Source organism: Streptomyces sp. NPDC015242 (assembly GCF_043079125.1).
In the GTDB taxonomy this organism is placed as follows: domain Bacteria; phylum Actinomycetota; class Actinomycetes; order Streptomycetales; family Streptomycetaceae; genus Streptomyces.
Map to the genome: position 1 here is coordinate 82,918 of NZ_JBIBUF010000010.1, position 22,426 is coordinate 105,343.

General features: G+C 72.5%; 20 protein-coding genes. 13 read left to right on the plus strand and 7 right to left on the minus strand.

Annotated elements, in window-relative coordinates; translation table 11 throughout:
* Positions 1-34: 34 nt before the first annotated feature.
* From ACF07N_RS30320 to ACF07N_RS30330, 3 genes are all read right to left on the minus strand, one after another.
* The gene (locus ACF07N_RS30320) at positions 35-1,186 is read right to left on the minus strand and encodes a homoserine O-acetyltransferase (protein ID WP_392119510.1); all 1,152 of its coding nucleotides are present in this window, start codon (positions 1,184-1,186) and stop codon (positions 35-37) included.
* The gene (locus tag ACF07N_RS30325) at positions 1,183-2,544 is read right to left on the minus strand and encodes a bifunctional o-acetylhomoserine/o-acetylserine sulfhydrylase (RefSeq protein WP_383326211.1); all 1,362 of its coding nucleotides are present in this window, start codon (positions 2,542-2,544) and stop codon (positions 1,183-1,185) included. Before ACF07N_RS30325 ends, ACF07N_RS30320 begins: the two co-directional genes overlap by 4 nt.
* A 374-nt stretch (positions 2,545-2,918) precedes the next feature.
* The gene (locus ACF07N_RS30330; protein ID WP_392118954.1) at positions 2,919-5,159 is read right to left on the minus strand and encodes an MMPL family transporter; all 2,241 of its coding nucleotides are present in this window, start codon (positions 5,157-5,159) and stop codon (positions 2,919-2,921) included.
* A gap of 242 nt (positions 5,160-5,401) precedes the next feature.
* Here ACF07N_RS30330 and ACF07N_RS30335 point away from each other — a divergent pair, with 242 nt between their 5' ends.
* Positions 5,402-6,157, plus strand: a complete 756-nt coding sequence (locus tag ACF07N_RS30335) for a TetR/AcrR family transcriptional regulator (RefSeq protein WP_392118957.1) — start codon at positions 5,402-5,404, stop codon at positions 6,155-6,157.
* 72 nt (positions 6,158-6,229) lie between these two features.
* Here the strand turns inward: ACF07N_RS30335 and ACF07N_RS30340 are convergent, their stop codons facing one another.
* Together ACF07N_RS30340 and ACF07N_RS30345 are read right to left on the minus strand one after the other, a co-directional pair.
* The gene (locus ACF07N_RS30340) at positions 6,230-6,601 is read right to left on the minus strand and encodes a VOC family protein (RefSeq protein WP_383345983.1); all 372 of its coding nucleotides are present in this window, start codon (positions 6,599-6,601) and stop codon (positions 6,230-6,232) included.
* A 103-nt stretch (positions 6,602-6,704) separates the two neighbouring features.
* A complete protein-coding gene (locus ACF07N_RS30345) occupies positions 6,705-7,718 on the minus strand; it encodes a LacI family DNA-binding transcriptional regulator (protein WP_392118960.1) in 1,014 nt (337 codons plus the stop codon).
* 327 nt (positions 7,719-8,045) lie between these two features.
* Here ACF07N_RS30345 and ACF07N_RS30350 point away from each other — a divergent pair, with 327 nt between their 5' ends.
* The 7 genes from ACF07N_RS30350 to ACF07N_RS30380 all read left to right on the plus strand — a co-directional run bounded on the left by ACF07N_RS30350 (position 8,046) and on the right by ACF07N_RS30380 (position 15,530).
* Positions 8,046-9,356, plus strand: coding sequence for an ABC transporter substrate-binding protein (locus tag ACF07N_RS30350; protein ID WP_392118963.1), 1,311 nt, complete (start codon positions 8,046-8,048; stop codon positions 9,354-9,356).
* Between the two features lie 97 nt (positions 9,357-9,453).
* Positions 9,454-10,440 (plus strand): carbohydrate ABC transporter permease, encoded by a 987-nt coding sequence (locus ACF07N_RS30355; protein WP_383326229.1) that lies wholly within the window; start codon positions 9,454-9,456, stop codon positions 10,438-10,440.
* Positions 10,441-10,452: 12 nt separating this feature from the next.
* On the plus strand, positions 10,453-11,376 hold the full coding sequence (locus tag ACF07N_RS30360) for a carbohydrate ABC transporter permease (protein ID WP_392118966.1): 924 nt from the start codon (positions 10,453-10,455) through the stop codon (positions 11,374-11,376).
* 72 nt (positions 11,377-11,448) lie between these two features.
* Positions 11,449-12,888: a GH1 family beta-glucosidase gene (locus tag ACF07N_RS30365; RefSeq protein ID WP_392118969.1), complete on the plus strand. Its 1,440-nt coding sequence runs from the start codon at positions 11,449-11,451 to the stop codon at positions 12,886-12,888.
* A 170-nt stretch (positions 12,889-13,058) separates the two neighbouring features.
* Entirely contained in the window at positions 13,059-13,262 is a 204-nt protein-coding gene (locus tag ACF07N_RS30370; RefSeq protein WP_201836437.1) for a cold-shock protein, read from the plus strand.
* A gap of 578 nt (positions 13,263-13,840) precedes the next feature.
* Positions 13,841-14,722, plus strand: a complete 882-nt coding sequence (locus ACF07N_RS30375; RefSeq protein ID WP_392119513.1) for a universal stress protein — start codon at positions 13,841-13,843, stop codon at positions 14,720-14,722.
* A 184-nt stretch (positions 14,723-14,906) separates the two neighbouring features.
* Positions 14,907-15,530, plus strand: a complete 624-nt coding sequence (locus ACF07N_RS30380; RefSeq protein WP_392118972.1) for a hypothetical protein — start codon at positions 14,907-14,909, stop codon at positions 15,528-15,530.
* A gap of 90 nt (positions 15,531-15,620) precedes the next feature.
* On the opposite strand, the gene ACF07N_RS30385 is transcribed toward ACF07N_RS30380, so the two are convergent.
* Positions 15,621-16,430, minus strand: a complete 810-nt coding sequence (locus ACF07N_RS30385) for a DUF2382 domain-containing protein (RefSeq protein WP_392118975.1) — start codon at positions 16,428-16,430, stop codon at positions 15,621-15,623.
* 431 nt (positions 16,431-16,861) lie between these two features.
* On the opposite strand from ACF07N_RS30385, the gene ACF07N_RS30390 reads away from it, so the two are divergent.
* The gene (locus ACF07N_RS30390) at positions 16,862-18,235 is read left to right on the plus strand and encodes an APC family permease (RefSeq protein ID WP_392118978.1); all 1,374 of its coding nucleotides are present in this window, start codon (positions 16,862-16,864) and stop codon (positions 18,233-18,235) included.
* Positions 18,236-18,322: 87 nt separating this feature from the next.
* Here the strand turns inward: ACF07N_RS30390 and ACF07N_RS30395 are convergent, their stop codons facing one another.
* Positions 18,323-19,849, minus strand: a complete 1,527-nt coding sequence (locus ACF07N_RS30395; RefSeq protein ID WP_392118981.1) for an alpha/beta fold hydrolase — start codon at positions 19,847-19,849, stop codon at positions 18,323-18,325.
* A 125-nt stretch (positions 19,850-19,974) separates the two neighbouring features.
* Between ACF07N_RS30395 and ACF07N_RS30400 the strand changes: the two genes are divergently transcribed.
* From ACF07N_RS30400 to ACF07N_RS30415, 4 genes are all read left to right on the plus strand, one after another.
* Positions 19,975-20,916, plus strand: coding sequence for a MerR family transcriptional regulator (locus ACF07N_RS30400; RefSeq protein WP_392119516.1), 942 nt, complete (start codon positions 19,975-19,977; stop codon positions 20,914-20,916).
* Between the two features lie 215 nt (positions 20,917-21,131).
* Positions 21,132-21,500, plus strand: coding sequence for a helix-turn-helix domain-containing protein (locus ACF07N_RS30405; protein ID WP_392119518.1), 369 nt, complete (start codon positions 21,132-21,134; stop codon positions 21,498-21,500).
* Between the two features lie 35 nt (positions 21,501-21,535).
* On the plus strand, positions 21,536-22,000 hold the full coding sequence (locus ACF07N_RS30410) for a VOC family protein (RefSeq protein WP_383345935.1): 465 nt from the start codon (positions 21,536-21,538) through the stop codon (positions 21,998-22,000).
* Positions 21,997-22,422, plus strand: coding sequence for a peptidase inhibitor family I36 protein (locus ACF07N_RS30415; RefSeq protein ID WP_392118984.1), 426 nt, complete (start codon positions 21,997-21,999; stop codon positions 22,420-22,422). Before ACF07N_RS30410 ends, ACF07N_RS30415 begins: the two co-directional genes overlap by 4 nt.
* Positions 22,423-22,426: the final 4 nt, after the last annotated feature.

Consider the following 22,426-nt stretch of genomic DNA (forward strand, 5'->3'; position numbering starts at 1 on the left):
GGGAGAAGTGCGCGAGAGGAGATGAGGGCGTCGGTCAGGGGCTGGGGAGGAGTTCCCGCACGAGCGCGGCGACCTGGCCGGCCTCGATGAGGAAGCCGTCGTGGCCGTGGGCGGACGCGATGACCCGCAGGCCGTCCGCCGTGCGGATGCCCGCCGCCAACTCGGCCTGCTGGGACGGCGGGTAGAGCCGGTCGGAGTCGACCCCGGCCACGAGGGTCCGGGCGGTCACCCGGCTCAGGGCGGCCCGCACCCCACCGCGCCCGCGGCCGACGTCGTGGCTGTTCATGGCCTCGGACAGCACGACGTAGCTGGCCGCGTCGAAGCGGCGCACCAGCTTGACCGCGTGATGGCCGAGGTAGGACTCGACCTGGTACCGGCCACCGCCGAACGGGTCCTCCGCGCCCTGGGGCGAGCGGCCGAAGCGGAGCTGGAGTTCCGGCTCGCTGCGGTAGGTGACATGGGCGATCGCCCGGGCCAGGCCGAGTCCGTCGTGCGGTCCCTCGCCGGTGGCGTGGTAGTGGCCGCCACGCCAGTTCGGATCGGAGCGGATCGCCTGCACCTGGAGGGAGGACCAGGCGATCTGCTCGGCGCTCGCCGCGGCCGCCGTGGCGAGCAGCAGCAGCGCGTCCAGCCGTCCGGGGTACGACACCGCCCACTCGAGCGCCCGCATCCCGCCCATCGAACCACCGACCACCAGGGCCCACCGGTCGACGCCCAGCGCGTCGGCCAGCCCTGCCTCCGCCGCCACCTGGTCACGCTGCGTCAGGAACGGGAACGCGCCGCCCCAGGGCCGGCCGGACGGGTCCGGCGAGGCCGGCCCCGTGCTGCCCTGGCAGCCACCGAGCACGTTCGGCGCCACGACGAAGAAGCGGTCCGTGTCGAGCGCCCTGCCCGGGCCGACGAGGCCGTCCCACCAGCCCGGAGTGGGGTGACCGGGCTGGGCGGGCCCGGCCACGTGGCTGTCGCCGGTGAGGGCGTGCAGCACCAGCACCGCGTTGGACCGGTCCGGCGCGAGCCGCCCCCACGTCTCGAACGCCAGCCGTACACCGGGCAGTTCACCACCGGCTTCCAGGGCGAGCGGCTTCTCCCGCTCGTACCACCGGCGACGCCCGGGCGGGTCCCCCTCCCGCCAGGCCCCGGAGGCCGGCGGGAGGGGGACCGGGGACGGCGTCAGGGCGGTGTTCAGGACGCGCCCTTCGCCGCGCGGAACCCGGCCTCCAGGTCCGCCTTGAGGTCGGCGAGGTTCTCGATGCCGACCGAGAGGCGCACCAGACCCGGCGAGGTGCCGGTGGCCGCCAGCTGCTGCTCGTCGAGCTGGCTGTGGGTGGTGGAGGCGGGGTGGATGATGAGGCTGCGGACGTCGCCGATGTTGGCGAGGTGGCTGAACAACTCCACCGCGTCCACGAACCGTTTGCCCGCCTCGGCGCCGTCGCGCAGCTCGAAGGAGACGATCGCGCCCGCGCCGCGCGGCAGGTACGTCCGCCCGGCCTCGTACCACCGGCTGGACGGGAGTCCCGGGTAGTGCACGGTGGCGACCTCGTCGCGCTGCTCCAGCCACTGGGCGAGGGCCAGTGCGTTCGCGGAGTGCCGCTCGATGCGCAGGCTGAGCGTCTCCACGCCCTGCAGCAGCAGGAAGGCGGAGTGCGGGGAGAGCGCGGGACCGAGGTCGCGCAGCAACTGCACCCGCAGTTTCACGGCGAAGGCGCCCGGGCCGAGCGCGGGCCAGTACCGCAGGCCGTGGTAGCTCGGGTCGGGCTCGGTGAAGTCGGGGAACCGGTCGGCGTGCGCCCCGAAGTCGAAGGTGCCGCCGTCGACCACGACGCCCGCGATGGTCGTGCCGTGCCCGCCGAGGAACTTGGTCGCCGAGTGCACGACGATGTCCGCGCCGTGCTCGAAGGGCCGCAGGAGATAGGGAGTCGGGACGGTGTTGTCCACGATCAGCGGCACGCCCGCCTCGTGGGCGACGTCCGCGACGGCCCGCACGTCGAGGACGTTGCCGCGCGGATTGCCCAGTGCCTCGGCGAACAGCGCCTTGGTGTCGGGCCGGACGGCGGCCCGCCAGGCCTCGGGGTCGTCCGGGTCGTCCACGAAGGACACCTCGATGCCCAGCTTCGGCAGCGTGTGCCGGAACAGGTTGTACGTACCGCCGTACAGGGAGGTGCTGGAGACGACGTGGTCTCCCGCGCTCGCCAGGGTGAGGATCGCCAGGGTCTCCGCCGCCTGCCCCGAGGACAGCGCCACGGCCGCGACCCCGCCCTCCAGCGCGGCGACACGCTGCTCGAAGACGTCCTGGGTGGGGTTGTGGATGCGGGTGTAGATGTTGCCGGGCTCGGCCAGCGCGAACAGGTCGGCGGCGTGCCGGGTGTCGCGGAACACGAACGACGTCGTCTGGTAGATGGGCGTCGCGCGCGCACCCGTCGTGGGGTCGGGCGCGGCGCCGGCGTGGATCTGCCTGGTCTCGAAGGACCAGGCCGAGGTGTCGGGCCCGGTGGGCTCGTCGTCGGGGGTGTGGCCGGCGGTGACGGAGTCGATGGGCTGGCTCATGGTGGTGCTCCCTGGTGCGGAGGGGAAGCGCGCAGGCGCGAGGGAGCCGCAGAGCCGCGCGGGCACCCCGAAGGGGGCGGCGATCAGCGCGGATACGGCGAGGAAGAGGAGAAGAAGAGGCTGCTCAGTGGCCGGAGCGAGGCGTCAGCTCGTGGCGGAACAGCCCGTGGTGGTGACACGCACGTAGTCGACGTGGCGGCGGGTCACGAGCACGGTCATGGAGCCAGACAACCACACGGGGGCCGGGGTGCACCAGGTCACCCGGGAAATCTCAACCACTGGGACGCCGGTCCCGGGCAGGCTCCCGCGGGTGCCCGCCCGCCGGGCCCGCGGTGGTGCGCCGGTCACCACCGCGGACCCGGCGTGTCGTGGCCTCAGACCCTGGCCGGGTCCTTCGTGTCACTCGCGGCGGACACAGCGGGCCCGGCCACGGACGGCGCCTGCGGGCCGCCCTCGCTGAGGCCGTACCGCGCGTGGAACGCGCGCAGGAAGCCGGGCGCGTACCAGGCCGAACGCCCGAGCAGACGCATCGCGGCGGGGACGAGGACGCCGCGGACGGCTACGGCGTCGATGAGGATGGCCAGTCCACTGCCGAGGCCGAACATCTGCATGAAGCTGAGGTCGGCGGTGCCGAAGGCGAAGAAGCTCACCGCGAGGAGGCAGGCGGCGGCGCTGACGATGCGTCCGGTGTGGCCGAGGCCGTCGACCACCGCGGTCCCGTTGTCCACCCCCTGGTCGTGCAGCTCCTTGATCCTGCTGGTGACGAAGACCTCGTAGTCCATGGACAGGCCGAAGGCTATGCAGAACATCAGCACGGTCATCGACAGCTCCATCGGCTGCGGCGTGAAGCCGAGCAGGGAGGACAGGTTGCCGTCCTGGAAGATCCAGGTCATCACGCCCAGGGTGGCTCCGAGGCTGACCAGGTTGAGCGCCAGCGCGCGCAGAGGCTGCACGACACTGCCGGTGAACAGGAAGAGCAGCAGGAAGGTGGTGAGGACGACCAGGGTCACGGCGAGGGGGAGCTTGCCCGCGATGGACGCCTTGGCGTCGACGAGCACGGCGTCGTTCCCGCCGACCAGGGGCTCCGTGCCCGGGGGCGGAGTCACCGAACGCACCCGTTCGACCAGCTTCTCGGCCGCCTCCGACTTCGGTGTCAGGCCGCTCACCACGCTGATCCGCTGCGCGTCGGGCCGGCCGAGCGCGGGGTCGGCCGGGCCGGTCGGCGCGGACCGTCCGGCCGTGTGGACGCCCGCACTGGTCTCGACCCGCTCCACACCGTCGAGCGCGGCCAGCCGGCCCGCGTACGCCGCCAGCGGGGCGCCGGCGACGGACTCGTCGATGGCGATGTGGAGGGCCGAGTCCTCGCCGCCGCCGAAGTCCTCCCGCAGCACCCGCGCGACCTGGCGGCTCTCGGCGTCCTCGGGGAGCACGCGTTCGTCCGGTGTGCCGAAGCCGATGTGCAGCAGCGGGCTCGCCGCCAGCAGCAGCACGGCGAGGACGGGTACCGCCGTGAGCACGGGCCGCCGCATGACGGTGCGTGCCAGCCGTCCCCACAGGGGCGCCCGCGCCCCGGAACGCTGGGCCTTCGCCCACGGCATCCGCCCGCTGTCGACCCGGTGCCCCAGCACCTTCAGCAGGGCCGGCATCACGAACAGGGTGCTGAGCGCGGCGATGGCGACGACGCCGACCCCGGCGAAGCCGAACGAGCGGAGGAAGTACTGCGGGAACACCATGAGCGCCGCCAGGGCCGCCGCGACGGTCGCCGCGGAGAAGGCCACGGTGCGGCCCGCGGTGTGCACGGTCCGCCGGACGGCGTCGTCCACGCCGGCCCCCGCCGCCAGCTGTTCCCGGAAGCGGCTGACCATCAGCAGGGCGTAGTCGATGCCCAGCCCGAGACCCAGGGCGGTGGTGAGGTTGGTCGCGGTGTCGGCGACGTCGGTGACGCTGCCGAGCACGAAGAGCTGGGCGAAGGAGCCGACGACGGCGATGAGAGCGACAGCCAGCGGCAGCAGGGCCGCCACCACGCTGCCGAAGACGATCAGCAGCAGGACGAGGGTCAGCGGTATCGCGATCGCTTCGGCGAGGATCAGGTCCTCGACCACCTGGTTCGACAGGCCCGCGCCCACCGCGGCGCCTCCTCCGGCCCGGACGGTGAGGGTGTCCCGGTACGTGCCGCCGTAGGTGTCGAGGATTTCGGTGGAGCTTTTCCGCTGCTCGGTGGTGTCGCCCTTCACGTGCGCGAGCACCAGGGCCTCGCGGCCGTCCTCGGAACGCAGGTCGGGGCTGTTCGTCTCCCAGTACGAGACGACGTTGCCGAGCCGCTCGTCGTTCCTGAGCTCCGCCACCAGGCCGAGGCCGCTCTCGGCGGCGGCGGGGGCGTCGACGGGGCCGTCGGGGGAGCGGATCAGCAGGACGAGGTTGGACTCGCCGCCGAACTTGTCGGCGATGACCTGCCCCGCACGGGTGGAGGGGGAGGCGGGGTCGTCGAACCCGCCGCCCTTCAGTTTCTCGAAGGCGCCGGCGCCCAGCACGCCCATCAGGGCCACGGCCAGGGCGGCGACGATCAGGACGAGCCGGGACCGGCGCACCGCCAGTTCGGCCAAACGTTCGAACACGAGTCGATCTCCTCGGGTGGTCTCTGAAGACGGGGTGTCGGCCGGGCGGGGGCCGGCTCCATGCGCCGCAGAGCCCTTCGCCCGTCCAAGGGGGCGCGGTACCGCGCTCTTCGTCGCCGGGAACGACGCTAGTGAGGCGCGGGATTTTTGAGCAGAAGGAGATTTACCTAACAGTGTCAGGTAAATCTGGCACCCCCCGTTTTCTGATGCCGCGTCGGGTCGGCCGACGTAGGATCGCCGCCATGGCCGCAGAGGAGTACGCGACGGCGCAGCCGTCCCTGCGCGAGCGCCGCCGTGCCGTCGCCACCCGGGAGATCGTGGACGCCGCCGAGCGCCACGTCGCCGAACACGGACCGCACGCCCTGTCCCTGAGAGCGGTCGCCCGCAGCCTCGGCATGACCGTGCAGGGGCTCTACCACTACTTCCCGAGCCGGGACGCCCTCGTCACCGCACTCGTGGCCAAGGCGTACGAGGACCTCGCCGACGCCGTGACATCGGCCGTCGAGGCAGTGGCGGAGAAGCCGTCGGCGCAGCGGTTCCTGGCCGCCGCCGAGGGGTACCGCCGATGGGCCGTCACCCACGTCGAGCGGTTCCAGCTGCTGTACGGCGCGCCACTGCGCCAGTACGAGGCACCTGCCGAGGGCCCGACCACCCTGGCCATGCGGCGGATGGGCACGGTCTTCCAGCGGGAGATGTTCGACGGGTTCACCACGGCGCAACTGGCCGCAGCCGACACCCGGGCGCTGTCGCCGGCGCTCCGCGCCCAGCTGGCGCCTCTGTTCCCGCACGGCGCGGACACCCTGCCGCCTCCCGCGACCGCTCTCCTGCTCGGCGCGTGGGGGCACCTGCACGGCATGGTCGTCCTGGAGGCATTCGGGCACACCTCCTTCGTCGGCGCACACCAGGCCGAGATCTTCCGCATGGCGATGCGGGACCTGCTGGACGACATCCACCGCCGCATCCCGGCGCAGCCGGAGGAGACGCCGGCCGCACCCTGACGCTTCACCGGGCAGCCCGGAACGAGTTCCCCGGGCGGCCCGGAACGGCTCACGAGGCCGCCCGCACCGCCCTCATCCCGCGGCCGCGACCGGCTGCGTGAGGTTCACCGGGTTGCCGTCCGGGTCCGAGATGTGGGCGACGCGTTGCCCCCACGGCATGTCGCTGGGGCCGCTGCGGACCGTGCCGCCCAGGGCCGTCACCCGGCCGAGCGTCTCGTCGACGTCGTCGACTCCTATGCTGAGCAGGATCCTCGGCGCGCCCCCGGACCCCAGGTCCTTCTTGTCCACCAGCCCCAGTTCGGTGTCGCCGATGCGCAGTCCGAGATAGAAGGCCGGGCCTTCCTCCGGTACGCGGGATACCTCCTCCGCGCCGAACAACTGCGTGTAGAAGCCGAGCAGGACGTCCTGGCGGGCCGTCAGGATCACCGGCTGGATGGTGGACATGGCACTCCTGTCGTGAGCGGTCGTGTCACGGGGCAGACCGTCCGCGGACCTGGAACTCATCGGCGACGGTGGACCCCCCTGACGCCCGAGGGGAGTTGCCCACTCAGGAAGACTCCCGCACCACCAGCTCCGTCGGCAGGGTGACCTGCTGCCGGGGCGCTCCGTGCCGTGTGATGTCGGTCAGGATGCGGGCCATGGTCCGGCCCAGTTCCTCCACCGGCTGGCGCACGGTCGTCAGCGGCGGGCTGGTGTGGCGGGCGAGGATGGAGTCCTCGAAGCCGACGACGGCGACATCACCGGGCACCTGTCGCTTCCACCGCCGCAATTCGGCCAGGGCGCCCACGGCCATGAGATCGGAGGCGGCGAAGACGGCGTCCAGGTCCGGGGCGCGTTCAAGAAGCAAACGCATGGCACGGGCACCGCCCTCCTCGGTGAAGTCGCCGATCTCGACCATGAGTTCGGAGGCGGCGAGGCCCGCCTCCTCGTGCGCGGTGCGCCAGCCGGCGAGCCGGCTGCGGCCGACGTCCATGTCCAGCGGACCGGTGATCGTGGCGATCCGCCGCCGTCCACGCTCCAGCAGATGCCGTACCGCCGCGGCGGCGCCCCCGGCGTTGTCCGAGTTGACGTAGCTCAGGCGCTCACCCGCGTCGCGGCGGCCGGCCAGCACGGTGGGCAGCCCCATCTCCTCCAGCATTCCCGGCAGCCGGTCCTCGGAGTGCACCGAGACCAGCAGCACGCCGTCCACCCGGCGCGTCGCCACCGACTCGGTCAGCTGGTCCCGCTCGGCCTGGTCGCGGACCAGCATCAGCTGCAACTGGGTGCAGCTCTCGGCGAACGCGCCGCTCACGCCGCGGATGAGGGCCGCGAAGAACGGCTCGGAGCCCAGCCGGCTCTCCGACTCCGGGATCACCAGGGCCACGGCGTCGGTGCGGTTGGTCACCAGACCGCGGGCGACCGAGTTGGGGACGTAGTTGAGCTCCTTGATCGCCGCCAGGACGCGGGCCCGGGCCTCGGCGCTGACCAGGTCCGAGCCGTTGACGACACGGGACACCGTGGTGCGGCCCACTCCGGCGCGGGCCGCGACCGTTTTGATCGTTGGACGGCGGTTGCCGCTCATGTGCTCCCCCCTCGGCGCCGCGGAGGCAGGACCTGCCGCGGAGGTGACCTGCGGCAATTCTTGCAGACGCGGCAGCCGGGGAAGCACCCCGGGGATGCCGGGGGAGCCCGCCGCGCCGCCGCGCGGTGGCGACGAGTCGCGTTCAAGTCATTGACAGATCGGTCCCCGCCCACGAGTCTTCGATGCGCCGGTGGGAACGTGCCCACCCACAAGTGGGCACGTTCCCATTGTGTAGAGCCGCCATGAACGTCATCGCTGTAGCCATCGCAGTAGTCAGCGCAGAACTCGTCACTCCGATGTGTCAGCGCCGTCGCTAGGAGGAGATCAATGGGCACTTTCGGTTCGTTGCGCAGAAAGGCGGTGGCGACGGCCGCGACCGCAGGCGCGCTGGCGCTCGTCGTCGGCTGCGGCGGGAGCGACAGCTCCGCCACCGGAGGTGGGAAGAAGGACGGCAAGGTCACCATCACCATGGGCCTGTACGGCGTGATGGGCATCAAGGAGACGGGCCTGCTGGAGCAGTACGAGAAGGAGAACCCCGAGGTCGACATCAAGGCGGAGATCGCCGGCGACGAGCAGACGTACTACACCGCCCTGCAGACCAGGCTCGCCGCCGGCAAGGGCCTGAAGGACATCCAGGGCATCGAGATCGGCCGGGCCAAGGAGATCACCGACACCCAGGCGGACAAGTTCGCCGACTTCGCCGGCCTGTCGGGCACCGACCACTTCCTGCCGTGGAAGCAGTCCCAGATCAGCACCGCCGACGGCAAGGTGCTGGGCCTGGGCACCGACATCGGGCCCATGGCCGTCTGCTACCGCAAGGACTACTTCGAGAAGGCGGGCCTGCCCACCGAGCGGGACGAGGTGGCCAAGCTCTGGGAAGGCGACTGGAAGAAGTACGTCGAGGTCGGCCGCACCTTCAAGAAGGACTTCAAGGGCAAGAACGTCGCCTACATGGACGCGGCCAGCGGCCTGTTCAACGCCATGGTCTACGGCCACTCCAAGCAGTTCTACGACGAGAAGGGCGAGTTGATCTACGACTCCAACCCGGTCGTCAAGGACGCGTGGGGCCTCGCCGCCGACGCGGCGGAGGACGGCCTGACGGCCAAGCTCCGCCAGTTCCAGCCCGGTTGGGACCCCGGCCTGGCCAACGGCACGTTCGCCACGGCCGTGTGCCCGGCCTGGATGCTCAGCCACATCAGCGAGAAGGCCGGCCCGGCGAACAAGGGCAAGTGGGACGTGGCCAAGGCCCCCAAGGGCGCCAACTGGGGCGGTTCCTTCCTCGGCGTCGTGGAGCAGAGCCCGGTGAAGGAGGAGGCCAAGAAGCTCGTCGCCTGGCTGACCGCGCCGGAGCAGCAGGCCCACATCTTCAAGGAGATCGGCAACATCCCCTCCTCGCGGCAGGCGCTGGACAGCCCGGACGTGAAGGGCGCCGAGTCGGAGTACTTCAGCGGCGCGCCCATCGGCCAGATCTTCGGTGCCGCCGCGCAGGAGATACCGGACAAGCAGGTCCTCGGCCGCAAGGACGGCACGATCAAGGACACGTTCTCCCAGGGCCTGACCCTGATCGAGCAGCAGGGCACCGCGCGTGACAAGGCGTGGGACACCACCGCCGAACGCATCGAGAAGGCCGTCGGCTGATCCCTGGGCTCCCGCCGCCGCCCGGGCCCGCACCGCCTCCCCGCAGGCGGGCCCGGCGGCACCCGGCTCACACATCCGCTCTCAGGAAGGAAGTCCGGTGGCCACCTCCACCACCCAGGCCCTGGCCGGGGACGAACCCCGGGGGCCGTCCCCGGACCGGCGCCCCGCCCCGCGGCGCGGCCCGTTGCTGCACCGGCTCGACGTCAAGGGCGCGCCGTACGTGTTCGTCGCGCCGTTCTTCGTGATCTTCGCGGCGTTCAGCTTCTACCCGCTCGTCTACACGTCGTGGATCTCCCTGCACGACGTCGAACTGGCCACCCTCGACGTCATGGAGTGGGTGGCGTTCGACAACTACGTCGAGCTGTGGGGGGACTCCAGGTTCTGGAACGCGCTGCAGAACACCATCACCATCGGCGTCATCTCCACCGTTCCGCAGCTGCTGATGGCACTGGGGCTGGCGCACCTGCTCAACTACCGGATGCGCGCCTCGCTGTTCTTCCGCGTCGCGTCGCTGGTGCCCTACGCGACCTCGGTCGCCGCCGCGGCCCTCGTGTTCACGATGATCTTCGAGCGCGACTTCGGGATGATCAACTGGGCGCTCGGCTCGGTCGGCATCGACCCCGTGGACTGGGAAGCCGACAAGTGGCCCGCCCAGGTCGCCATCTCCACCATCGTCATCTGGCGCTGGACCGGCTACAACGCGCTGCTCTACCTCGCCGCGATGCAGGCCATCCCCGCCGAGCGCTACGAGGCCGCCTCCCTCGACGGGGCGTCCCGCTGGCAGCAGTTCACCCACGTCACCGTCCCGGGGATCCGCTCCACCATCGTCTTCACCATCGTGCTCTCCACGATCGGCGCGACCCAGCTGTTCGGCGAACCGCTGATCTTCGGCCAGGGCCCCAACGGGGTCAGCGGCGGCGCGGACAACCAGTACCAGACGCTCGGCCTGCTGCTGTACGAGGAGGGCTGGAAGAACTACCAGATGGGCCGCTCCGCGACCGTGGCCTGGGCGATGTTCCTGCTGCTCGTGCTCGTCTTCGTCGTGCAGCGCCTCATCCAGCGCGCGCGTTCCCGTACGTCCTGACCTGGAGTCACCATGACCACTCAGAGTCTCCCGGCCCGGACCGGTACCGAGGCCCGGACCCCCGCCGGCCGGCCGGCCGGGCGCGGGGGCCGCAGGCTGCTGCGCCAGCGCGCCGGCCGCCAGCACCACGCCGGCCCCCTGTCCTACGTGCTGCTCGGCATCATGGCGCTGCTGTCGATCTTCCCGCTGTACTGGACGATGGTGGCCGCGTCCACCGACAACACCCGGGTCAGCCAGACCCCGCCGCCGTTCCTGCCCGGCCCGAACCTGTTCAGCAACCTCGCCCGGGCCTGGGACGAGGCGGCGATGGGCAAGGCCATGATCAACAGCCTGATCGTGGCCGGGGTGATCGCCCTGTCCACGGTGATGTTCGCGACGCTCGCCGGGTTCGCCTTCGCCAAGCTGCGGTTCAAGGGGCGCAACGTCCTGCTCATGCTGGTGATCGGCACGATGATGGTGCCGCCGCAGCTCGGCGTCGTACCGCTGTTCATGATGATGGCCGAGCTGGGCTGGTCCCAGCAGCTGCCGGCCGTCATCTTCCCGACGCTGGTGAGCGCGGTGGGCGTGTTCTTCATGCGGCAGTACCTGTCGGAGGCGCTGCCGGACGAACTCGTCGAGGCCGGACGCGTGGACGGTGCGCACTCGCTGCGCATCTTCTGGAGCATCGTGCTTCCGGTCGCCCGACCCGCGATGGCCGTCCTGTTCATGATCACGTTCGTGCACGCCTGGAACGACTTCTTCTGGCCGTTCGTGGTCCTCGACATGACCAACCCGACGGTCCCGGTCGCCCTCACCCAGCTCAGCGCGGGCTATGTCCGCGACCAGTCGCTGATCATGGCCGGCGCGCTGCTCGGCACCCTGCCGCTGCTGGCGATGTTCATCGTCTTCGGCCGGCAGATCGTCAGCGGCATCATGGCCGGCGCCGTCAAGGGCTGACCGCAGCACCCGCTCCCGGACGACGCCCCGGAGCCCCTCCACCCCCGAAGACCCCGTCTCGAAAGGACCCACGTGGTCACCGCAGCAGAGCAGACCGCGTCCGCGCCGGACGCCGCCCGCACCTTCCCCAAGGGCTTCCTGTGGGGCTCCGCGACAGCCGCCTACCAGATCGAGGGCGCCGCCACGGAGGACGGCCGCACACCGTCCATCTGGGACACCTACGCCCGCACCCCCGGCCGGGTCCGCAACGGCGACACCGGTGACATCGCCACCGACCACTACCACCGCCGCAGCGAGGACGTCGCCCTCATGGCCGAACTCGGCCTGGGCGCCTACCGGTTCTCCCTCGCCTGGCCCCGCATCCAGCCCACCGGCCGCGGCCCCGCCGTGCAGAAGGGCCTGGACTTCTACCGGCGCCTCGTGGACGAACTGCTGGAGAAGGGCATCAAGCCCGTCGCCACCCTCTACCACTGGGACCTGCCGCAGGAACTGGAGGACGCCGGCGGCTGGCCCGAGCGTGCCACGGCCGAGCGGTTCGCCGAGTACGCGGCCCTCGCGGCCGACGCCCTCGGCGACCGGGTGAAGACCTGGACGACACTCAACGAGCCCTGGTGCAGCGCCTTCCTCGGCTACGGCTCCGGGGTCCACGCCCCCGGCCGCACCGACCCGGTCGCCGCCCTGCGCGCGGCCCACCACCTCAACCTGGGGCACGGCCTGGCCGTCCAGGCGCTGCGCGACCGGCTCCGCGCCGACGCGCAGGTCTCGGTCACGCTCAACATCCACCACGTCCGCCCGCTCACCGGCTCGGACGGCGACGCCGACGCGGTACGCCGCATCGACGCCCTCGCCAACCGGGTCTTCACCGGGCCGATGCTGAACGGTGCCTACCCGGAGGACCTGTTCAAGGACACCGCCGAGCTGACCGACTGGTCCTTCGTCCAGGACGGCGACCTGACGCTGATCCACCAGCCGCTGGACTTCCTCGGCGTCAACTACTACAGCCCCACCCTGGTGTCCGAGGCCGACGGCAGCGGCACCCACACCTCCGACGGGCACGGCAACAGCCCGCACAGCCCCTGGCCGGGAGCCGACCGGGTGGCCTTCCACCAGCCGCCCGGCGCCACCACCGCCATGGGCTGGGCCATCGACCCCAGCGGCCTGTACGAGCTGCTGCGCCGGCTCGCCTCCGACTTCCCCCGCCTGCCGCTGGTCATCACCGAGAACGGCGCCGCCTTCGACGACTACGCCGACCCCTCCGGCCAGGTCAACGACCCGGCCCGGATCGCCTACGTCCGGGGCCACCTGGCCGCCGTCCACCAGGCGATCCTCGACGGCGCCGACGTGCGCGGCTACTTCCTCTGGTCGCTCCTGGACAACTTCGAATGGGCGCACGGCTACAGCAAGCGCTTCGGCGCGGTGTACGTCGACTACCCGACCGGCACCCGCATCCCCAAGGCCAGCGCCCGCTGGTACGCCGAGGTCGCCCGCACCGGAGTGCTGCCCGGCGCCTGACCGGCCGGCGGTGGGCGGCACCATTCGCGTGAGAGAGATCGAATTCCGGGCCGGCAGTCGGATAATCGGCGGCCATCGGGGTAGAACGGTGGGCGGGTGCCTTCCGGTGACGGCGGGGACCCACCCACAGACCAGCCGGGACCCCTCGGCAATATCGAAGGACAAGCAGCATGGCCAGCGGCACTGTGAAGTGGTTCAACGCCGAAAAGGGCTTCGGCTTCATCGCCCAGGACGGCGGCGGCCCCGACGTCTTCGCGCACTACTCCAACATCACCGGCAACGGCTACCGGGAACTGGTCGAGGGCGAAGCGGTCACCTTCGACGTGACGCAGGGCCAGAAGGGCCCCCAGGCCGAGAACATCGTGCGCGGCTGACCTGCGTCGCAGCACCACCCTGCTCCACAGCATGACGAGGGGCCCGGCTCATGCCGGGCCCCTCGCCGTGCGCCGGCGGCAGCTCCGCCGCAGGACGTCGGCGACGGGGCGGGTGGCGTGCGGGCGGCACGAGCGAGTGCTGGCTGCTCCGGCAGGTCGAAGTCATCGCCGTACCGCTGCTGGTGTCCAGCCACCTCAGCGGCGCGGGACTGATCGCCCCGCCCGCCGTCTCCACGACGATCGCCGGCACCTCCCCGTTCTCGACCAACGGCGCCCTCGTGCTGAGCAACGCCCGCGGGGTGGACACCCGCCGCTTCTACCGGCAGGTCATCGGTTACACCGGGGGAATCGTCGCCCTGGGTCCCCTGGTCGCGTGGGGCGCCCTGGTCCTGCCCTGGTCCCGGCGCGAGGAGCCGGCGCGGCGAGTGATCGGTGCCGCGGCCCGCCCGGGGGTACCCGGCAGGGCCGAGCGGCCCCCGGGGAACGGACCGTGGGTCCCTGGGCCCACCGGACCGGGTGCGCCGAGGCTGGAAGCAGAAGGGCCACGCGTCGCCGCCGGCCCGGGACGGGAGTGTCCAGTGAATGATCCGGTGATCGTGGGCGTGGACGGCTCCGCCTCCGCCGTCAACGCGGTGGAAGTGGCGGCACGCGAGGCGCACCTGCGCGGGGTGGGACTCCGGCTCGTGCACGCGTTCGGGCGCGGGTCCGGACCTGCGCCGACCGGTGCGCCGCCGTGGCACCCGGGTGACGACGGTCTGGAACCGATGGTGCGCGGGGCGTTGGCCGGCGCCGAGGAACGGGCCCGGGCGATCGCGCCGGACATCGGCATCTCCCGGTCGGTGGTGGCCGGTGAGGCAGTCGACGTGCTGGAGATCGAGTCACGCTCCGCTTCGCTCGCGGTGGTCGGCCACCGGGGCCACAGCGGCTTCGCCGGCCTGCTGCTGGGCTCGACGGCGGTGCATCTGGCGGCGCACGGCCGCTGCCCCCTGATGGTGGTGCGCGGCCGTCCCGATCCCGCGGGTCCCGTCCTCCTGGCCGTGGACGGTTCCGAGGCGGGCCGGGCTGCCGTGGAGTTCGCGTTCGCCGAAGCCGCCTGGCGTGGGGCTCCGCTGGTGGCCGTCCATGTGTGGAACACCTGGAGCGAGCGTGCCTATGAGGGCCCGGGCGACCCGCTGAACGCCATGGTGGCGGACGCCGAGCACCTGCGCGCGGCCGAGCAGCGCCTGCTGGACGAGGCCGTGGCCTTGGCGCGGAGGGCCTGGCCCCGGGTGGAGGTGGAGCGGCGCCTGGTGCGTTCCCGGATCCGGCCGGCTCTGATCGAGGCGAGCCGGGACGCCCAGGTGGTGGTGGCGGGCGCGCGGGGCCGGGGCGGCTTCGCCGGACTGCTGCTCGGTTCGGTCAGCCAGGCCCTGCTGCACCACGCCGACTGCCCCGTCGTCGTGGTGCGCGGCGGGTCATGACCCTCCCTCTCCGGCGGTGGAGCCGGCCGGGGCGGGGACGACAGGACTGCGCGGCAGGGACGTTCGGCCCCGGCCCCGGGGCCCCGCGACCCCCTGCGACACCCTCCCGGGACACGGCACATTGAGGTCGACGACAGCGAGAGTCAAGGGGACCTCGGGCGTCGCCCTGGAGGGGATGAGCATCATGGCAGTGCACGATCACCCGCACCGGCACCTCGGAGTCCGTTTCCCGTCGCTCAAGGGGACCCGGAGCGCTTCCGCGGCGGCCGACACGACGACGGCGGCCGCGACCGCCACCCGCGCGTACGTCTTCGCCGGGCTGCGGCTGCTGACCGGATTCGTCTTCCTGTGGGCGTTCCTGGACAAGACCTTCGGGTTCGGTTACGCCACCCGGTCCGGCAAGGGCTGGATCGACGGGGGCTCGCCCACCGAGGGCTTCCTCGGGCACGTCGCCGTGGGACCGATGGAGTCGACGTTCCACGCCTGGGCCGGTGCCGCCTGGGCGGACTGGCTGTTCATGCTCGGCCTGCTGGGCATCGGCGGGGCACTGGTCCTCGGCATCGGGCTGCGGCTCGCCGCCGTCGCCGGCACGGTGATGATGGCGCTGATGTGGATCGCGGAGTGGCCGCCCGCCAAGCACCTGTCGGACGGATCGCCGACCATGTCGACGAACCCGTTCGCCGACTACCACGTGGTCTACGCCGTCGTCCTGGCCGCCCTCGCGGCCGCCGGCGCCGGCGCCACGTGGGGACTGGGCAGGGCCTGGGCGCGGCTGCCCTTCGTCAGCCGCAACCGCTGGCTCCTCTGATCCGCACCGCACCCGCACCGGGGCGCCACCGCTGACCGCGGCGGCGCCCCGGTGGTGCTTCCGCGCGAATCGCCGGGGCGCACAGCGCCGTCAGGGATCGCGCCGGTCCTCCGGATCGACGCCTTCCGTCTCGATCCGTTCCTCGCGGACCTGGCCGCGCACCGTCTCCTCGCCGGTGTGCTCCTCGGTCGACAAGCGGACCCGTTCCACCGGCACCGCCTCGGTCTGGGTCACGGGGCGTTCCTCGTGCAGCGTGACCTCGTGCTCGGCTTCGGTGATGTCGGGTCCGGCCATGGCCGCGTCCCGGTTCTCCTCCGTGATCGGCTCGCGTTCGACGCGGACTTCCTCATGGCGCACCGGAACGGTCTGCTGCACCTCCTCGGTGACGACGTACTTGCGCAGACGCGCTCGGCCGACCTCGCGGCGCTCGGTGCCCACGTGCATGCGCTCCTCGGAGCGCGTCATGGCGTCGTCCGCTCCGCCACCGGTGCCGGCGTAACCGGAGGCGGCCGTCGTCTCACCGGTGTCGGTGCGGTCCCAGCCGGCCTCGCCGGACCGGCCCGGCTGCTGCCAGGATCCCTCCCAGTCGATGCCGTAGTGCTGGTAGAGGCGGTGTTCCTCGTCCTCGGACAGGTGCCCGCCCGCGTCGACGTCGACGTTGGGCGCTTCCTTGACCGTGTCCTTGGGGTAGGGGACCTCCAGGTGGTCCTCCACGACGGAGGCGTCGTGGATGGGCACGAACGACTCGTTGGTGCCGAACAGGCCGGTCTGGACGCTGACCCACTCGGGCTGGCCGGTGACGTCGTCGAGGAAGACGTGTTTGGCGTCGCCGATCTTGTTGCCGTCGGCGGCGTAGACGGGGTGGTCGAGCACGGTCGAGATCTGCTCGCGGGTGATCACTGATCTCACCCTTCTCTCTGGGGTCGCTTGCACATGCCCTTGTCGACTCACCAGGGGAGACCGGGTGAAACCGTATATTTCGTCCGAATTGTGCAGATGGGTTGGCCGGCAGCTGTGGCTTCCGGCCCCGGCGTCAGCGCCTCCGGCAGGCGTCGGGGAAGGCGCTCGCCCCGGCCGGCAGTTCGGCTCCAGCACGGCGAAGTCCATCGGGGCCGTCGCGCAGACGACGGTGAACAGCTGGGCCATCGCCGCCTGGGGCGCGAGCGGTCCTGCGGATCCCCCGACGCGTTTGATGACGGGCCTCATCCCATGACACATGCGGGAGCGCCGCGGACGGTGTTCCGAACCGGGGCGGAGGGTGTGACGCGACGCATCGTCGCCGACCCGGCCGGCCGAGCGTGCTTCGCGCGGCGCGGGGGACACGGAGCGGTATGGCGAGAAGAACCGGGAACACGGCATCGGTGCAGGCGCGGACGCAGGGAGGCACACAGCAGGGGGCGGGGCTCAAGCGCGCGCTGACGACCCCGCTGCTGTACTTCTTCATCCTGGGCGACGTGCTCGGCGCCGGTGTGTACGTCCTGGTCGGCCAGGTCGCGGCCGACGCCGGGGGAGCGGTGTGGGTGCCGCTGGCCGTCGCGCTGCTCCTGGCACTGCTGACCGCCGCCTCCTACGCCGAGCTGGCGACGAAATACCCGAGGGCGGGCGGAGCCTCGCACTACGCGACGCGCGCGTTCGGGCCGTTCGCCGGCTTCGTCGCGGGCTTCTGCATGCTGGCCGCCGGCATCGTCTCCGTGGCCGCACTGGCCCGCGGATTCGGCGGCGACTACCTGGCGGCCTTCGTCACCCTGCCGGTAGGGCTCGTGGCCGTGCTGTTCCTGGCCCTGCTGGCCCTGGTCAACGCGCGGGGCATCAAGGAGTCGACCCGCGCCAACGTCGTCGCCACCGTCGTCGAGGTGGGCGGGCTGGCCGTCATCGTCGTCCTCGGCGCGTGGCTGCTGCTGCGCGGCGACGGCGACGTGGGGCGGCTGACCCAGCTGGGCACGCCGGAGAAGGGGGCGGCCGCGGCCGTGCTGAGCGGCTCGGTGCTGGCGTACTACTCGTTCGTCGGGTTCGAGACCTCGGTGAACGTCGCCGAGGAGACCCGCGACCCGCGGCGCTCCTACCCGCGCGCCCTGTTCGGCGCCCTCGCCACCGCCGGGGCCGTGTACGTCCTGGTGGGCCTTGCGGCCTCCGCCGCGGTCCCGACCGCCCGGCTGGCCGGGTCGAGCGGCCCGCTGCTGGAGGTCGTCGAGGAGGCGGGCGGCGTGCCCACCCGTCTGTTCAGCGCCATCGCGCTCGTCGCCGTGGCCAACGGCGCGCTGCTCACCGGCATCATGTCCTCCCGCCTGGCCTACGGCATGGCGAAGGACGGGCTGCTGCCGGCCCCGCTGGCCAGGGTGCTGCCGGGCCGCCGTACGCCCTGGGCCGCGATCGCGGTCACGACGCTGCTGGCCATGCTCCTGGCGCTCACCGGCAGCGTCGCCACCCTCGCGTCCACCCTGGTCCTCCTGCTGCTGGTCGTCTTCCTCATGGTCAACACGGCCGTGCTGGTGCTGCGCAGGGACCCGGGGGAGAACGACCACTTCCGTGCCCCGACCGTGCTGCCGGTGCTGGGCATCGCCTCCTGCGTCCTGCTCGCCACGCAGGTCGAGGCCGAGGTGTGGCTCCGCGGCCTGACGATCATCGCCGTGGGCGTGGTGCTCGGCGCCCTCACCGCCGTACGGCGGGCCGGGCGCGCGCGGCAGGACGTGCGGGACGCCGGCTGAAGGCGGCACCGATGAGCGGGCCGCTCCGGTGCTCGACAGGGTGCTGATCACCACGTGCCGCCGCGCCGGACGCGCCGGACGCGTCGGTCATCCGGTCAGATGCGAGATCACCGAGCGCATCGCACGGTCGAGGGCGGGGCGCGTCTCCTCCGGTGCGTCGAGGGTCTCGAACCCGTGGTGGCCGTTGGGGACGTCGATGAGTTCGAGTCGGGCGGCGCAGGAGCCGGCCGCGCTCACGAACGCCTCCACGGTCGCGGCGATCCCGGGCGCCTCCCGCCCCGCCCGGAGGAGGACGACCGGCAGGTCACCCGCCCCCGCCACGGCCCGCGCGGGGTGGAAGCGGGTGCCGGCCATCCCCCAGGCGGGCAGGGGAGCCAGGACGGGATAGGAGGCGGCCAGGCAGCGCAGCCAGGCGGGAGGCCGGGCCAGCCAGTCGGTGGTGAGCAGGCCGCCGCCGGAGAAGAACCACAGGGCGATCCGGTCTGCGTCCACCCGCGGATCGGCCCGCACCCGTTCCACGCCGTCGGCGACGTCCGCGGCGGCGCGCTCGTAGTCCGCGAGGTCGTGCAGGCGGTGTTCCAGGGTGACACCGACCATGCCCCCGGCGGCGGCCAGACGGGCGTGACCCACCAGGGTCGGCCACTCACGCGGACGCGGCCGCGCCCCCGCGGGCACCGGTCCGCCGTGCACGAAGACCACGGCCGGCCGTGGCCCCTCGCCGTCGGGGACGTACAGATCGACGGGGCCCCGTCGGTCGCGTGGCAGCTCGGGCAGGTCCCACGGGAACGGGCGCAGGTGGGCGGGCACCGGCGCGTCGCCGCCGGCCGCCCGCAGCCGGTGGCCCTCACCGGCCGCGGCACGCAGCAGGACGTCCGCGAGGTCGGCGGGGCAGGACAGCATCGGCCAGTGCCCGGTGGGCAGTTCGAAGAAGCTCACCTGAGGCTCCGTCAGGGCGGCGAGCGCGGGATCGCCGAAGTCGACGAGCCGCTGGACCGAGCCGATGTCGGCGCCGTTCCGGGTGCACAGCACGCCGGTGACGGGCACCGCGGCCACCGCCCCGCTCAGCCGCAACGGCTGGAGCATGGTGCCCAGCGGCTGGGGCGCCGCCCGTGCGGTCAACCGCTCCAGCGCCGTCGCGTCGAGGCCGGCCGTGCTGCCCCAGCGTTCCCACGCGCCGGGCGCTGCCGGCGGTGCCAGCACACCCTCGCGCCGTCCCGCCCCGGCGCGTTCGGCCAGCTGCGCCCGCAGCGCCTGGTCCGGTACGGCGGCCAGCGCCGGGACACCGTTCTGCGGCATGCCGCAGTCCAGATGGACGACGCGTGCGACGCGCCCCGCCCGCCGGTCGGCGGCGCCGAGCACCGGGTGGATCCCGTAGTCGTGACCGACGAGCACGATCTCCCGCCCCGACGCCACGTCCACCGCGTCGATCGCCGCGACCACGTCCTCGATGTGCGTCTCCAGACCGACGTCCGCGGGGGCGGCGGGCCGGGCCCCGTCGACACCCGTCAGCGGCACCGCGTGCGCCTCGCTGCCGGCGGCGGCCAGCTGCGCCGCCGTCTCCTCCCACACGTGGGCGCCGGTGAACACACCCGCCACCATGATGAACACGTGCACGCCAAACCCCTCCCAGGATCGGTCACACGGCGCCGCGCCGGTCGCGCACGCCGGGGCCCGCGGGCCGCACCGCCGGCCCGGACCACGTGCCGGTACCGTAGGAACTCCCCTTGAGGGAGGTTCAACTGTCCACGTCATCCGAGCCGTTGTGGAGCATCGGTGAGCTCGCCGAGCGTGCCGGTGCCACCGTCAAGACCGTCCGCTTCTACTCCGACCGGGGCCTGCTCCCCGAGACCGCCCGCAGCGGTGGCGGACACCGCCGCTACGGCCCGGCGGCGCTGGAGCGGCTGAGGCTGATCCGCTCCCTGCGCGGCCTCGGCCTCTCCCTGCCCGGCATACGCCGTGTCCTGGACGACGAGGACGCGGCCGGTCCCGTCCTGGAGGGCGCCGTCGACAGCCGCCTGCGCGAGCTCGGCGACGAACTGAGGACCCTGCGCTGGCGGCAGGCGGCACTCGAACTGGTACGGGACTGCCCCCCGGCCCGGCGCGCCGGCCGGCTGAACCTGCTCAGCGCGCTGAGCACGCCGCCCAGCACCGCGCCGCTGGCCAGGTTCTGGCGCGGCTGGCTGCCCCCGCGGATGCCGGCCCGGGCGACCGCGGCGTTCCTGGAGGTGGCCGTCCCCCAGCCGCCCGACGCACCGCGGCCGGCCCAGGTCCTCGCCTTCGCGCGCCTGCACGCGATGACGACGGCTCCGTGTCCGGAGGGTCGCCGGCCCCAGCCGGACGTGCACCGCGTGGCAGGGGCCCGCGGCGCGGCGGTGCTGTACGCGGGCCTGACCGAGGCCTTCGCACTCGCGGGCACGCACCTGCGGCGGGCGCAGGCTCCGCATCCGGGCGAGGCCCTGGACGCCTACGTCGCCGCGTACGCCGGTGCCTACCGCAGCCGGGACACCCCCGGCTTCCGCCGTCTGCTGGCCGGCCGCCTCGCGGCCGAGCCGCGCCTGGACCAGTACTGGCGGCTCGTGGCCATCGTCCTGAGCGAGCCGGGCGGGGGCGTGCAGCCGACCCCGGGCTCCGCGGACGAGTGGCTGCGCACGGCGCTGCGACAGGAGGCCGGAACGGCGTGAGCCGGGCCCCGGATGCACCGCCGTCGGCGGGCGGTGGCCGCCAGGCATCCGCACCAGCGCCCCGCACCTTCCCGGACGGGCACCCGAGCCGTCGACGGGCCTGTACCGCCTGCCCGGTTCGGCCCTCACCGCCCTGCCCGGACACGTGCTTCCATGACACCGTGAACAGCGCCGCCGCGGACAGCAACCGCCGTGTGCTCCGGGCCCGGGACGCCATGGACCGCGCCTACGCGCAGCCGCTGGACGTACCGGCGCTGGCCCGGATCGCCCATGTGTCACCAGCCCACTTCACGCGCACCTTCCGGGCCGCCTTCGGCGAGACACCGCACCGGTACCTGCAACGCCGCCGCATCGAACGGGCCATGTTCCTGCTGCGCGAGACCGACCGCAGCGTCACGGACATCTGTTTCGAGGTCGGCTTCGGCAGCACCGGCACCTTCAGCCGCACGTTCCGCAGCATCGTGGGCCGCTCGCCCAGGGAGTACCGCAGGCACGCCGTCGCCGCGGACGTACCCACGTGCTTCACCATGGCCTGGACGCGACCGGTCTCCGCACCGCCGGGCCGGCTGAGCAGTTCTGGATAAGTTTTTTCCGGTACCTCGCCCGTAGCGTGAGGAGCATGTTCACGGCCATCACGCATTCGCAGATCTACGTGCTCGACCAGGACGAGGCCCTCGACTTCTACGTCGGCAAGCTCGGCCTGGAGGTCACCGCCGACGCCGACCTGGGCTTCATGCGCTGGCTCACCGTCAGCATTCCCGGCCGTCCGGACCGCCAGATCCTCCTCGAGACACCCGACCCGCCGCGCCTGTCGGCGGAGACCGCTCAGCAGGTCCGTGAACTCCTCGCCAAGGGAGCCATGGGCGGCCACCTCGTCTTCAGCACCGACGACTGCCGCACGACCTACGCGACCTTGCGAGGCAGGAACGTCGAGTTCACCGAGGAGCCCACCGAACGCCCCTACGGGATCGACTGCGGGCTCAGGGACCCCTTCGGCAACAGCATCCGCTTCACCCAGCCGAAGCAGCCGCCGTCCGCACCGCGCAGCACCACAGGGAACACAGGACACGAGGAGACAGCATGACCACGACCAGGATCGGCACGGCCCTCACGGCGCTCGGGCTCACGGCCCTGTCGCTGACGGCCTTACCCGGAGCCGCCCAGGCCGCCGGCACCCCCGCGTCCCCGCGGGCCGTCGCGGCGGACGGCAATCTGCACGCCTGGGAGCACGAGAAGAAGGGCGGCCGGCACTGTGCCTGGCCCGGCAACGTCCTCAACTGGGAGAGCTGCGACATGCGCAACCGGGCCAGTTCCCTCTACAACAACGGCAGGACGCACGACGTCTTGCTCTACTTCAAACCGGAACACGTCGGCGCTCACTACTGCCTCAACCGGGGTGTGTATCTCGAGAACATCGTCCATCACTACTTCCCGCACAACGGCGAGGGAGGGGGCACGTCCCTCAACGACAACATCGCCTCCCACAAATGGGTGGCCGACTGCTGACGTC

Excerpts from the sequence above, each read along its gene's own strand:
- ACF07N_RS30380 (WP_392118972.1), top strand. The coding sequence starts at position 14,907 with ATGGCAGTGCACGATCACCCGCACCGGCACCTCGGAGTCCGTTTCCCG.
- ACF07N_RS30345 (WP_392118960.1), bottom strand. The coding sequence starts at position 7,718 with ATGAGCGGCAACCGCCGTCCAACGATCAAAACGGTCGCGGCCCGCGCC.
- ACF07N_RS30390 (WP_392118978.1), top strand. The coding sequence starts at position 16,862 with ATGGCGAGAAGAACCGGGAACACGGCATCGGTGCAGGCGCGGACGCAG.
- ACF07N_RS30370 (WP_201836437.1), top strand. The coding sequence starts at position 13,059 with ATGGCCAGCGGCACTGTGAAGTGGTTCAACGCCGAAAAGGGCTTCGGC.
- ACF07N_RS30410 (WP_383345935.1), top strand. The coding sequence starts at position 21,536 with ATGTTCACGGCCATCACGCATTCGCAGATCTACGTGCTCGACCAGGAC.
- ACF07N_RS30325 (WP_383326211.1), bottom strand. The coding sequence starts at position 2,544 with ATGAGCCAGCCCATCGACTCCGTCACCGCCGGCCACACCCCCGACGAC.
- ACF07N_RS30360 (WP_392118966.1), top strand. The coding sequence starts at position 10,453 with ATGACCACTCAGAGTCTCCCGGCCCGGACCGGTACCGAGGCCCGGACC.
- ACF07N_RS30350 (WP_392118963.1), top strand. The coding sequence starts at position 8,046 with ATGGGCACTTTCGGTTCGTTGCGCAGAAAGGCGGTGGCGACGGCCGCG.
- ACF07N_RS30340 (WP_383345983.1), bottom strand. The coding sequence starts at position 6,601 with ATGTCCACCATCCAGCCGGTGATCCTGACGGCCCGCCAGGACGTCCTG.
- ACF07N_RS30405 (WP_392119518.1), top strand. The coding sequence starts at position 21,132 with ATGGACCGCGCCTACGCGCAGCCGCTGGACGTACCGGCGCTGGCCCGG.
- ACF07N_RS30335 (WP_392118957.1), top strand. The coding sequence starts at position 5,402 with ATGGCCGCAGAGGAGTACGCGACGGCGCAGCCGTCCCTGCGCGAGCGC.
- ACF07N_RS30415 (WP_392118984.1), top strand. The coding sequence starts at position 21,997 with ATGACCACGACCAGGATCGGCACGGCCCTCACGGCGCTCGGGCTCACG.